The 11,731-nt window shown below is 75.7% G+C and carries 12 protein-coding genes; 5 read left to right on the forward strand and 7 right to left on the reverse strand.

Annotated features, from left to right (window positions below; genetic code table 11):
* Window positions 1-332: hypothetical protein (locus ACRYM2_RS07815; RefSeq protein ID WP_432521269.1), on the reverse strand; the 332-nt coding region annotated here is incomplete at its 3' end.
* Window positions 333-371: 39 nt separating this feature from the next.
* On the opposite strand from ACRYM2_RS07815, the gene ACRYM2_RS07820 reads away from it, so the two are divergent.
* Together ACRYM2_RS07820 and ACRYM2_RS07825 are read left to right on the forward strand one after the other, a co-directional pair.
* Window positions 372-1,145 carry a tetratricopeptide repeat protein gene (locus ACRYM2_RS07820; protein ID WP_432521271.1) on the forward strand — a complete coding sequence of 258 codons (774 nt, stop codon included), beginning with the start codon at window positions 372-374 and terminating at the stop codon, window positions 1,143-1,145.
* A 2-nt stretch (window positions 1,146-1,147) separates the two neighbouring features.
* A complete protein-coding gene (locus tag ACRYM2_RS07825; RefSeq protein ID WP_432521273.1) occupies window positions 1,148-1,681 on the forward strand; it encodes a DUF6912 family protein in 534 nt (177 codons plus the stop codon).
* A gap of 3 nt (window positions 1,682-1,684) precedes the next feature.
* On the opposite strand, the gene ACRYM2_RS07830 is transcribed toward ACRYM2_RS07825, so the two are convergent.
* Genes ACRYM2_RS07830 through ACRYM2_RS07840 form a run of 3 tightly spaced genes read right to left on the reverse strand, consistent with a single transcriptional unit; the run spans window position 1,685 to window position 2,603 of the window.
* A complete protein-coding gene (locus tag ACRYM2_RS07830) occupies window positions 1,685-2,185 on the reverse strand; it encodes a DUF2505 domain-containing protein (protein WP_432521274.1) in 501 nt (166 codons plus the stop codon).
* A 2-nt stretch (window positions 2,186-2,187) separates the two neighbouring features.
* On the reverse strand, window positions 2,188-2,469 hold the full coding sequence (locus ACRYM2_RS07835) for a hypothetical protein (protein WP_432521275.1): 282 nt from the start codon (window positions 2,467-2,469) through the stop codon (window positions 2,188-2,190).
* Entirely contained in the window at window positions 2,466-2,603 is a 138-nt protein-coding gene (locus ACRYM2_RS07840; protein WP_432521277.1) for a hypothetical protein, read from the reverse strand. Before ACRYM2_RS07840 ends, ACRYM2_RS07835 begins: the two co-directional genes overlap by 4 nt.
* A 96-nt stretch (window positions 2,604-2,699) precedes the next feature.
* On the opposite strand from ACRYM2_RS07840, the gene ACRYM2_RS07845 reads away from it, so the two are divergent.
* Entirely contained in the window at window positions 2,700-7,682 is a 4,983-nt protein-coding gene (locus tag ACRYM2_RS07845; RefSeq protein WP_432521279.1) for an NAD-glutamate dehydrogenase, read from the forward strand.
* A gap of 46 nt (window positions 7,683-7,728) precedes the next feature.
* The gene (locus tag ACRYM2_RS07850; RefSeq protein WP_432521346.1) at window positions 7,729-9,231 is read left to right on the forward strand and encodes a sensor histidine kinase; all 1,503 of its coding nucleotides are present in this window, start codon (window positions 7,729-7,731) and stop codon (window positions 9,229-9,231) included.
* Between the two features lie 62 nt (window positions 9,232-9,293).
* Here the strand turns inward: ACRYM2_RS07850 and ACRYM2_RS07855 are convergent, their stop codons facing one another.
* Window positions 9,294-9,542, reverse strand: coding sequence for a WhiB family transcriptional regulator (locus ACRYM2_RS07855; RefSeq protein WP_166615777.1), 249 nt, complete (start codon window positions 9,540-9,542; stop codon window positions 9,294-9,296).
* 390 nt (window positions 9,543-9,932) lie between these two features.
* Between ACRYM2_RS07855 and ACRYM2_RS07860 the strand changes: the two genes are divergently transcribed.
* On the forward strand, window positions 9,933-10,352 hold the full coding sequence (locus tag ACRYM2_RS07860) for a hypothetical protein (RefSeq protein ID WP_432521280.1): 420 nt from the start codon (window positions 9,933-9,935) through the stop codon (window positions 10,350-10,352).
* Between the two features lie 24 nt (window positions 10,353-10,376).
* Here the strand turns inward: ACRYM2_RS07860 and ACRYM2_RS07865 are convergent, their stop codons facing one another.
* Together ACRYM2_RS07865 and ACRYM2_RS07870 are read right to left on the reverse strand one after the other, a co-directional pair.
* A complete protein-coding gene (locus ACRYM2_RS07865; RefSeq protein ID WP_432521282.1) occupies window positions 10,377-11,354 on the reverse strand; it encodes an RNA polymerase sigma factor SigF in 978 nt (325 codons plus the stop codon).
* Window positions 11,288-11,704, reverse strand: a complete 417-nt coding sequence (locus ACRYM2_RS07870; protein ID WP_432521283.1) for an ATP-binding protein — start codon at window positions 11,702-11,704, stop codon at window positions 11,288-11,290. Before ACRYM2_RS07870 ends, ACRYM2_RS07865 begins: the two co-directional genes overlap by 67 nt.
* Window positions 11,705-11,731 lie beyond the last annotated feature (27 nt).

Below are 11,731 nucleotides of genomic sequence, written 5' to 3' on the forward strand. Positions count from 1 at the left end.
AGCGCGATGACCGCCCGTTCCGCTCCGCCGGCCCGCGCCGCGATGACCGCCCCCAGCGCGATGACCGTCCTCGCCGCGACGAGCGTCCCGCTCGCACGCAGGACCGCCCGCAGCGCGATGACCGCCCGTTCCGCTCCGCCGGCCCGCGCCGCGATGACCGCCCCCAGCGCGATGACCGTCCTCGCCGCGACGAGCGTCCCGCTCGCACGCAGGACCGCCCGCAGCGCGATGACCGCCCCCAGCGCGAGGACCGTCCGTTCCGGGGTGGGGACCGCCCGCAGCGGGAGGATCGACCCCGCCGTGACGACCGGTCGCAGTCCCAGGGGCAGCACCGGGGACAGGCGCCCAGCAAGCGCGCCGAGCGTGGGCCGGTGCGCGCTCCGGCCGCCGGGGACCGCTTCCGGGACCGGCCGGAGCGCCAGGCCGGTCCGCGCCTGCCCGAGGACATCACGGGTCGTGAGCTCGACCCGGAGGTGCGCCGCTCGCTGCAGGGGCTGACGGCCGAGAACGCCGACGTCGTCGCCCGGCACCTGGTGGCCAGTGGCCGCGTGGTCGACGTCGACCCGGAACGCGCGTGGCAGCACGCGCTGGCCGCCCAGCGTCGCGGTGGGCGCATCGCCGCGGTGCGCGAGGCGGCTGCGATCGCCGCGTACCGGGCCGGCCACTTCCGGGAGGCCCTCGCCGAGCTGCGGACCGTGCGCCGCATGACCGGCGACGACAGCTACCTGCCGCTCATGGCCGACTGCGAGCGTGGACTCGGCCGGCCCGAGCGGGCGCTGGACCTGGCCACCTCCCCGGAGGCGGCCAAGCTCGACACCCCCGCGAAGGTGGAGATGCTCATCGTCGCCGCGGGGGCTCGGCACGACATGGGCCAGCACGACGCGGCCGTTGTCTCGTTGCAGGTCCCGCAGCTGCGCACCAACAGCCGCGCTCCCTGGCGCGCACGGCTCTGGTACGCCTACGCCGACGCCCTCCTCTCGGTCGGCCGCGACGCCGAGGCGCGCGAGTGGCTCGTCAAGGCGGCCGAGGCCGACGCCGACGGTGAGACCGATGCCGCCGAACGCCTCGACGAGCTGGACGGCATCGTGTTCGACGAGGACTTCGACGGTGAGGGTGACGCGGAGCCCGACGAGGACGAGGGCTGAGCGTGCGCGTCTACTGGCCGACGACCCTGCCGGCTCTGGCGCGCGCCGCGCAGGAGGGCAGGCTGGCTCCCGGTCCCGCGAGCGTCCACGCGGTCACACCCGCGTTGCGGGACTACTACGCGGACGCGGACCCGCGCGACCTCGAGGAGGAGCTGGAGTACGTCGCCATGACGGATGCCGCCGAGCAGTCCCTGCGGCTGCTGGCGGCACCCGACGCGAGCGGCGCGGCGCCCCGTCGCGTGGTGCTGGCCCTCGACGTGCCGGACAGCGCGGTGGACGTGGGCGAGCGCGGCGCGTGGACGGCTCCCGAGCGCTCGCGCGTGCAGGTGCGCACGGCGCTGGTGCTCGACGACGTCGTCAGCGTCCACGTCGACGACGCGGACGCCGAGGCGGACGTGCGGGCAGCACTGGCGGCGCTGCCCGCCGCCGACGCCGGCGACGAGGACGCGGTGTTCACCGTCGAGGCGTGCGAGGGGCACGAGCTGCTCTGGTACGACGCCAGCGAGCTGCCGCTGCTGCTGGCCGTCGGCCCGTGAACCTCAGCGGGCGCTGAGGCGCTCGCGCGCGAGCCCGATCTCCGAGCGCACCAGGTCCAGCAGGCCCGGCAGGGCGGCCTTCTCCACGGTGCCGCCGAACAGCGGCACCTGCACGGTCAGCGCGCCGGAGAGCTCGTGCACGCAACCGCCGTCGTCGGACGACAGCGTCGAGGCGGCGAGGAGCTCGACGGGCGCGCCGCGCACGGTGAGCCGCAGAGACCCCCGCCGGGACCCGTCGGCACCGGCCGGTTCCCACCGCTCGACCTGCTCGACGACCGCCGTGGACCCCAGGAAGCGGGCCGCGGCCGGCGGCAGCCCCGTCGTGGGGACGGTGCGCGTCGAGGACACGACGGTGACCGCTCCCTCCGTCGTCACCGCCTCGGTGTGCTCGAGGGCTCCGGAGCGCTGCGCGCGGGCCGCCAGGAAGTCCGGGTCGACCAGGACGGCGAAGGCCTCCGCCGGCGGTGCGGGCAGGGGCGTGCGTTCGGCGAACTGCACAGGCACGGTCAGGGGGTCCTCTCGTCGGCGAGCGTGGTGAGGGGGCTGCGCAGGGCCTCGGCCAGCGCCTGCTCGACGGCCTCGACGTCGTGCGGGCGCGCGGGGACCGGCAGGTCCCGCAGGTCCTGGGCGGCGCTCTGGGCGGCGGTCGCGGCCTCGCGCACCGCGGCGACCTGCTGCGGCGGGCAGCCGCCCTGCAGGGCGTCGGCGCACCGGTGCAGGAGGGCGGCGAGCGATGACAGCCCGGCGGCGTCCCCGCCGCCGCGACCCACGAGGTCGACGAGCGTCACGGGCGCTCCAGCAGCGCGTGCACGCGGGCGACGAGCTCGACGACGGCGTCGGCGGCCTGCGGTGTCCGCAGGTCCGGCGCGAGAGCGGCGAGCTCGTCGGCGAGGCGGCTGCGCGCGGGGGTCTGCTGAGCCACGCCGCCACTCTAGGCCCGCCCCGGGGACCGGCGGGTGGTCCCGCCGGCGACCCGGATAGTCTGGCAGCGCGTCCCGACCCGCGACCCGGAGCAACGATGCCCGCCACGTCCGACACGTCCGCCCCGTCCGCGGTCCTGCCCGCCAGCGTGCGGGAGCTCGTCCGCTCCGCCACGGCGGCCTGCGCGCCGGCGTGGGCGGAGGACCTGCCCGACGCCCTGCGCTCCCCGACGGCCTCCGAGCGGCTGCTGCTCGACTACTTCGCGCACACCGCCGTGGAGGACATCGCCGACCGCGAGCCGGGCCGCCTGCCCGCGGCGGTGGCCTCGCACGTGCGCTGCGGGTCGCGCCGTCGTGCCGGCACCACGCTGGTGCGGGCCGTGCCGGGCGAGGACGCCGGCGCGCGCGAGGGCCGCACCGTCGTGGAGGTCGTCACCGACGACATGCCGTTCCTCGTCGACAGCCTCACCGCGGCGCTCACCCGCCGCGGCCTGGGCATCCACCTGCTCGTGCACCCGCGGCTGGCCGCCCGCCGCGACGACGACGGCCTGCTGCTCGACCTGCACGACGTGGGCACGGCGCCGCCCTCGGAACCGGCGGAGTCGTGGATCCGCATCGAGGTCGACGGGCACGCCGCCGCGCAGGGGCGCGGTGGGGACGAGCGGGACGGCGCCCTGCCGCTGGTGGAGGACCTGCGCCGCGTCCTGGACGACGTGCGCGCCGCGGTGCTCGGGTGGCAGCCCATGCGCGCCAAGGCCCTGCAGATCGCCGACAGCCTGCAGATCGACCCCCCGGTCGGTGTCGCGGACGCCGAGCTGCGCGTCGCCGAGCGCTTCCTGCGCTGGATGGCCGACGACCGCTTCACCTTCCTCGGCTACCGCGAGTACGACCTGCGCACCGACGGCGAGGACGTGGTGCTGGCGGCGCGCCCCGACACGGGGCTCGGCGTCCTGGCCGAGCGGCCCGGGCGCCCCGCCGGCCGGGTCCGCACGCTCTCGGGCCCGGTGCGCGAGAAGGCAGCCGAACCGCAAGTGCTGCTGGTCACCAAGGCCAACGCCCGCGCCACGGTGCACCGCCCCGCCTTCCTGGACTACGTGGGCGTCAAGGTCTTCGACGCCTCCGGGCGCGTCACCGGCGAGCGCCGCTTCCTGGGCCTGTTCACCTCCACCGCCTACACCGACTCCGTCAAGCGGGTCCCCGTGGTGGCGGAGAAGGTGGGCGAGGTGCTCGCCCGGGCGGGGTTCGGCTCCAGCGGGCACTCGGCCAAGGACCTGCTGAGCATCCTGGAGACCTTCCCGCGCGACGAGCTGTTCCAGGCCGACGTCGACAGCGTCCTGCGGACCGCGCTGGCGGTGCTGCGGCTGCAGGAGCGCCGCCGCACCCGGCTGTTCCTGCGGCGCGACGCCTACCGCCGCTTCATGTCCTGCCTGGTCTACATGCCGCGCGACCGGTACAGCACGCGCGTCGGCGCCCGCATCGAGGCGCTGCTGCGGGAGGCCTTCGACGGCGGGTCCGTCGAGCACACCCTGCAGGTCTCGGAGTCGGTGCTGGCCCGGCTGCACGTGGTGGTGCGGGCCAGGCCGGGGGAGGAGCTGTCCGACGTCGACGTCTCCGCGCTGGAGGACGCCGTCGCCAGGGCGGCCCGCTCCTGGGACGACGACCTGCTCGACGCGGCCCGCGCCGAGCTGGGCGAGGCCGCCGGGGCGCCGCTGGTGCGCCGCTGGGTGGGCGGCGTCCCCAACAGCTACCGGGCGGTCGTCGACGCCGGGCGGGCCACGAGCGACCTGCGGCGCGCCGAGGAGCTGCTCGCGGCGGTCGACGCCGCCGCCGGCGCCCCGGTCGCGCCGGTGCTGGACCTGCGCGAGGACCCGGCCCAGCCGCGCACCTGGCGGTTCACCTCCTACCGCACCGCGCCCGTCACGCTGAGCTCGGTGCTGCCGGTGCTCAGCGACCTCGGCGTGGAGGTCACCGACGAGCGCCCGCACGTGCTGACCCGCGACGACGGGCGCAGGGTGTGGGTCGACGACGTCGGCCTGCTGCTGCCCGTGGACGTCTGGCAGCTGGACGCCGACCCGGCCGCGGCGCGCACCCGCTTCTGCGACGCCTTCGCCGCGGCCTGGACGGGGCGCGCGGAGAGCGACGCGCTGGCCCGGCTGGTGCTGGCCGGGCAGCTGAGCTGGCAGCAGGTCGCCGTGCTGCGCGCCCTCGTGCGCTACCTGCGGCAGGTGGGGCTGGCGTACTCGCTGGACTACGTCGCCGGCTGCCTGCTGGCCAACGTCGGGCTGACCCGGCTCATCGTGCGGCTCTTCGAGGCGCGCTTCGCCCCGACCCGCCCCGGCCACGAGGGCGAGCGCGCCGAGCTCGTGGACGCGCTCGCGGAGGAGACCCGCGGGACGCTGGAGGGCGTCGACGGCCTGGACGCCGACCGCATCCTGCGCGCCCTGCTGAGCGTCGTGCAGGCGCTGCTGCGCACCAACGCCTACCAGCGCGGGGCCGACGGCGGTGCGCACCCGCACCTGTCGTTCAAGATCGACTCCCGCCTGGTCGCGGGGATGCCCGACCCGGCGCCCTTCCGCGAGGTGTGGGTGTACTCCCCGCGGGTGGAGGGGGTGCACCTGCGCTTCGGCGAGGTCGCCCGCGGCGGGCTGCGCTGGTCGGACCGCCGCGAGGACTTCCGCACCGAGGTGCTGGGCCTGGTGAAGGCGCAGATCGTCAAGAACGCCGTCATCGTGCCGACCGGGGCCAAGGGCGGTTTCGTCGCCAAGCGGCTGCCCGACCCCTCGGTGGACAGGGACGCCTGGTGGGCCGAGGGGACCGCTTGCTACCGCACGTTCATCGCGGGGCTGCTCGACGTCACCGACGACCTGCGCGTCGTCGACGGGCAGCGGGTGGTGCTGCCCCCGGCCGACGTGGTCCGCTACGACGGCGACGACCCGTACCTGGTGGTGGCCGCGGACAAGGGCACCGCGTCGTTCTCGGACACCGCCAACGAGATCGCGGTGTCCCGGGGCTTCTGGCTGGGCGACGCCTTCGCCTCCGGCGGCTCGGTGGGCTACGACCACAAGGCGATGGGCATCACCGCGCGCGGCGCCTGGGAGAGCGTGCGCCGGCACTTCCGCGAGCTCGGCCACGACGTGCAGACCGAGCCGTTCACCGTCGTCGGCGTCGGCGACATGAGCGGTGACGTGTTCGGCAACGGGATGCTGCTGTCCGAGCAGATCCGCCTGGTCGCCGCCTTCGACCACCGGCACGTCTTCCTCGACCCCGACCCCGACCCCGCGCTCTCGCACGCCGAGCGGCGGCGGCTGTTCTCGCTGCCGCGCTCCTCGTGGGCCGACTACGACACCTCCCTGATCTCCGAGGGCGGCGGCGTGCACAGCCGCACGGCCAAGTCGGTGCCGGTCAGCCCGCAGGTGGCCCGGCGACTGGGCCTGGACGGCTCCGTCACCAGCCTGTCGCCGGTGGAGCTGCTGCGGGCGGTGCTGCGCGCGCCGGTGGACCTGTTCTGGAACGGGGGGATCGGCACCTACGTCAAGGCCTCCGCGGAGTCGCACGCCGAGGTCGGCGACAAGGCCAACGACGCCATCCGCATCGACGGCCGCGACCTGCGCGTGAAGGTGGTCGGCGAGGGCGGCAACCTGGGGCTGACCCAGCGCGGGCGCATCGAGGCGGCCGTGGCGGGGCGCGGCGGCGCGGGCGTGAAGCTCAACACCGACGCCATCGACAACTCCGCCGGCGTGGACTGCAGCGACCACGAGGTCAACATCAAGATCCTGCTGGACCACCTCGTCGCGCAGGGGCAGCTGGCGCCCGCCGACCGCGACGAGACGCTGCTGCGGATGACCGACGAGGTCGGCCGCCTGGTGCTGCGCGACAACTACGAGCAGAACGTCGTCCTCAGCATCGAGAGCACCTTCGCCGCGGGTCTGCTGCCCGCGCACCGGCGCTTCCTGGACGCCCTGCAGCGCGCCGGGCACGTCGACCGCCGCCTGGAGGCGCTGCCGTCGCCGGCGGAGCTGGACCGCCGGGCCCGCGAGGGCGTCGGGCTGACGACGCCGGAGCTGTCGGTGCTGCTCGCGCACGCCAAGATCGCCCTGGGTGCGCAGGTGCTGGCGAGCGCCCTGCCGGACGAGGCGTGGGTGTCGGCGACGCTGCGCGGCTACTTCCCGGCCGAGCTCGGCGAGCGCTTCGGCGACCACCTGGCCGACCACCCGCTGCGCCGGGAGATCGCCACCACCGTGCTGGTCAACCACGTCGTCGGCACCGGCGGGCTGACGTTCGCGTTCCGGGCCGCCGAGGAGACCGGCAGCGAACCCGCGGACGTGGTGCGCGCCTTCGTCGTCGCCAGCCGGGTGTTCGGCCTGCCCGAGCGCGCCGCCGCCGTCGAGGCCCTCGACGGGCGGGTCGAGGCGTTCGTGCAGTCGCGGATGCGCCAGGAGCACCAGCGGCTGCTGGACCGCTCGGTGCGCTGGCTGCTGCAGGCGCGCCCCGACGGCATCGACGTGCCGGCCGAGGTGGCCCGCTTCGCCGGGCCGGTGGCCGAGCTGGCGGCGCGGATCGGGGAGTTCGTGGGCGGCGGCGACGCGGAGGCGGTGCGCGAGGACGCCGAGTGGTTCACCGAGCGGGGCGTGCCGGGGCAGGAGGCGCTGCGCACGGCCGCGCTGCTGGCCACGTTCCCGCTGCTGGACGCGGTGGAGGTCGCGGCGGAGTCCGGCCGCGGTGTCGAGGAGGTCGCCCGGACCTGGTTCGAGCTCTCGCGCCGCTACGGCATCGAGCCCCTGCTGGAGGGCATCGCGGCGCTGCCGCGCACCGACCGCTGGCAGGCCCTGGCCCGGGCCGCGCTGCGCGACGACCTGTACTCGACGCTGCGCGACTTCACGACCGCCGTCATCGCCCACCAGCCGGGCGGGGCGCCGGTGGACGCCGGTGCCGCGGTGGAGGCGTGGGAGGTCGCGCACGGGCCGGCGGTGCGGCGGGCGCGCCAGATGATGGCGGACCTGGACGGCGACCTCGGCCGGGGCGACCTCGCCGCGCTGTCGGTGGGGCTGCGGGTGCTGCGCACGGTGCTGCGCGCGGGCTGACGGCTCGCGCGCAGCACGAGGACCGTAGGCTCTCGGAGTGCCCACCATGGCGGACCTGCTGCAGTCCCAGACCGCGATCGACGGTGCCGAGGCGGAGTGGTTGCGCCTGCTCGTGGGCGACTGGCAGCTGATCTCCGACCTGTCCTTCGCCGACCTGGTCCTGTGGGTGCCCTCGGCCGACCGCCAGCACTTCGTCGCCGTGGCGCACTGCCGGCCGACGACCGGGCCGACGGTCCACTACGACGACGTCGTCGGCGCCCTGCTCGAGCGCGGTCGCCGCCCGCAGGTGGACACCACCTTCGACGAGGCGCGCAGCCTGCGCGGGCGCGACCCCGAGTGGGACGACGACGTGCCGGTGCGGGAGGAGACGATCCCCGTCGTGCGCGAGGGGGTGGTCCTGGGCGTGCTGGCCCGCCACACCAACCTGGCGACCTCGCGCACCCCCAGCCGGCTGGAGCTGAACTACGTCAAGTGCGCCGACGACCTCACCCGGATGATCGCCGACGGCGACTTCCCGCAGACGGCCGCGCCGACCGGCCCGCGCCGCGGCGCCCCGCGCGTGGGGGACGGCATGCTGCGCCTGGACGCCGAGGGGGTGGTCACCTACGCCAGCCCGAACGCGCTGTCGGCCTTCCACCGCGCCGGGCTCATCGGCGAGCTCGTGGGCGCCAACCTGGCGGAGATCTCCAGCTCGCTGGCGGCCAGCCACCTGCCGGTCGACGAGTCGCTGCCGCTGGTGGTCACCGGCCGGGCGCCGTGGCGCACCGACCTGGAGACCGAGGCGGCCACCTTGTCGATGCGGGCGATCCCGTTGACGCGCAGGGAGAACGGTGCGCCGGTGCGGGTGGCGGCGCTGCTGCTGGTGCGCGACGTCTCGGAGCTGCGCCGTCGCGAGCGCGAGCTCATGACCAAGGACGCCACGATCCGCGAGGTGCACCACCGGGTGAAGAACAACCTGCAGACGGTGGCGGCGCTGCTGCGGCTGCAGGCGCGCCGGATCGTCTCGGAGGAGGGGCGCTCGGCGCTGCAGGAGGCGATGCGGCGGGTGGAGACGATCGCCACGGTGCACGAGACGCTGTCGCAGGGCATCGACGAGAACGTCGACTTCGACCAGGTCCTGGACCGCTGCCTGATGATGGCGGCCGAGGTCGCCACCGAGGGGGCCGAGCGGATCCGCACCGTGCGCGAGGGCCGCTTCGGGGAGCTGCGCCAGGAGGACGCGACGGCGCTGGCGCTGGTGCTCACCGAGCTGGTGACCAACGCCGTCGAGCACGGGTTCGGGCCCGGCCGCGGCGGCAGCGTCGTCGTGAAGGTCGAGCACACCTCCGACGACCGGATCGAGGTCGTCGTCAGCGACGACGGGGTCGGGCTGCCGGCCGACTTCCAGGTGGGCAGCTCCGGGCTGGGCACCCAGATCGTGCGCTCGCTCGTGCAGGGCGAGCTGCGCGGTCGCATGGCCTTCGGCTCCAGCCCGAGCGGCGGGACCGAGGTGCACCTGGACCTGCGGGTGCGTCGCGACGCCACCCAGCTGGGCAGCGTGCGCAACTGAACGCGCGGATCGCCCCCGTCCGGCCGGGCCGGTCGGGGGCGATCCGCGGTGGTGGCGTCAGCTCAGCTGGCGCGGCGGGCGCGGGCGGCGCGGCGCTTGAGGGCGCGACGCTCGTCCTCGCTCATGCCGCCCCACACGCCGGCGTCCTGGCCGGTCTCCAGCGCCCACTTCAGGCAGGAGTCCACGACCTCGCAGCGGCGGCAGACGGCCTTGGCCTCCTCGATCTGCAGGATCGCGGGGCCGGTGTTGCCGATCGGGAAGAAGAGCTCGGGGTCTTCGTCGAGGCAGGCAGCGCGGTGGCGCCAGTCCATGGTTGTTCCACTCCTTCTCGCGTGTGCGGTCTCAGTGCGCGCGTGTCTGCTCGTTGTCACGAGTCGACACGCGGGATCCCTGAGCACCGGCAACGCCGGCGGTGCCGGGACACCCGTTCCGGCCTGTCGGAGGCCGGGTTGCGACGGGTGTCGGGGATCGCGTCGGCATCCAGGGTCACATCTCGCGGGCCTTCCGACAAGAGGTCTACCCGCGACGATCGTGGAGGAAGCGTGTCAGCTTCGTCACACGCACGTAACGCGGCGGACCCCTCCCGGTAATCCAGGATCACCCCAGGTGGGCGATCCGACACGCCGAGGCGTGTCCCCCCGGTGGGGGACGGCCCCCGGCCCCGGCCGCGGGCGCGGGCGCAGCCCCGTACGGTGCTCATCGTGCCCGCTCGCCCCGTGCCCAGCCAGCCGTCCCGACCGGGCGGCGGTGACCGGCGCTCGCCGCTGCTCACGCTGCTGGGCGTGCTCGTCCTGCTCGAAGCCGTGTTGCTCGTGGCCGGTGCCGCCTACCTGCTGCACGGCCTCCTCGTCGAGGACGCCGCCGAGCCGGTCGCCGCCGGCTTCCTGGTGGTGACGGCGCTGCTGTTCGCCGCCGGTGTCGCCTTCTGCGGGCGCGGCCTGCTGCAGCGGGCGACCTGGGCGCGCTCGCCGGTGGTCGTGTGGCAGCTGCTGGAGCTGGCGGCCGGGCTGCCCGCCTTCAGCGGCGGGGCGCCCTGGCTCGGGCTCGTGCTCGTGCTGCCGGCCGCCGTCGTCCTCGTGGGGCTCTTCCTGCCGTCGGTCTCCGCGCAGATCTCCCGCTGAGGGCCGGGCCCCGACGGCCGGCGCTCAGCCGACCTCGACGTCGCCCAGGCCCTCGCGCAGCTGCGACAGCGTCCGGTTCAGCAACCGGGACACGTGCATCTGGGAGATGCCCACCTCCGCGGCGATCTGGGACTGCGACATGCCGCGCACGAAGCGCAGGGCGAGGATGCGCCGCTCGCGCGGCGGCAGCCCCGCCAGCAGCGGGCGCAGCGCCTCGCGGTTCTCCACGTTCTCCAGCGCCTCGTCCTCCCCGCCCAGGAGGGCCACCGGTGAGGTGGGGGAGCCGGTGTCCAGCGGCAGCGTGGAGTAGGCGTTCGCCGACTCCAGCACCTCCACCACGTCGTCGGGGTCCTGGCCCGTGCGCTCGGCGAGCTCCGCGACCGTCGGCGCCCGCCCCAGCTCCTGGGTGAGGCTCTCGCGGGCCTCGCCCAGCGCCCGACCGGCCTCCTGCACCCGGCGCGGGACGCGCATGGCCCAGCCCCGGTCGCGGAAGTGGCGCTTGATCTCGCCGAGCATGGTGGGCACCGCGTACGCCCCGAAGGGCACCCCGCGCTCGGGGTCGAAGCGGTCCAGGGCCTTCAGCAGGCCGATCGTGGCGACCTGGACGAGGTCGTCGTGCGGTTCGCCGCGTCCCAGGAAGCGGGCTGCGAGGTGCTCGGCCAGCGGCAGGTGGCGGCGCGTCAGCTCCTCGCGCAACCGGACCCGCTCGGGGTCGTCCGCGGGCAGCGCGGCCATGCGCGTCAGCAGGCGCGCACCCTCCTCGTCGCGGGCGGTGGCCTGGACGGCAGGGGTCTCGGTGACGTCGTCGTCGGGGTCTGCGCCGCGCAGCGGCCGGTCCTGCGGCACTTCGCTGTCGTCGATGCACCCAGGGTCGCCGGGTCGCGTCCGGCTCGCCACCGGACCACCCGGCGCGGTGCGGGCTCGTGCCGACCGGATCACCCGAGCCCCGTCGTCAGGCCGCCCGGGCTCCCCGAGCTGCGGCTGTGGCGCAGCACGATCCACGCCCCGTCGGCGGAGGTCCCGGTGAACACCTCGCCGACGAGGGCCTCCAGGACGGCCCAGGCGAAGCTGGAGCGCTCGGGCAGCTCGCGCGCGGGCCCGCGCACCTCCACCTCCAGGGTGCCGTCGCCCAGGCGGAAGGTGGCGGTGAGGTCCCCGCCGGGCGAGGGGCCCAGCAGCAGCGTGCAGGCCTCGTCGACGGCGATGCGCAGGTCCTCGATCTCGTCGAGGGTCAGGTCGAGGCGGGCCGCGAGCCCGGCGCTCGCGGTCCGCACGACGGTCAGGTACGCGGGATCGGCCGGGACCCGCAGCTCGACCATGTCGCTGCCGGTGTCGCGCGCGGTTTCGCTCACCGGGTCTCCGGTCGTGGGGGTCGACAC

The sequence above is a fragment of the Kineococcus aridisoli genome (genome assembly GCF_050871885.1).
Taxonomy (GTDB): Bacteria; Actinomycetota; Actinomycetes; order Actinomycetales; family Kineococcaceae; genus Kineococcus.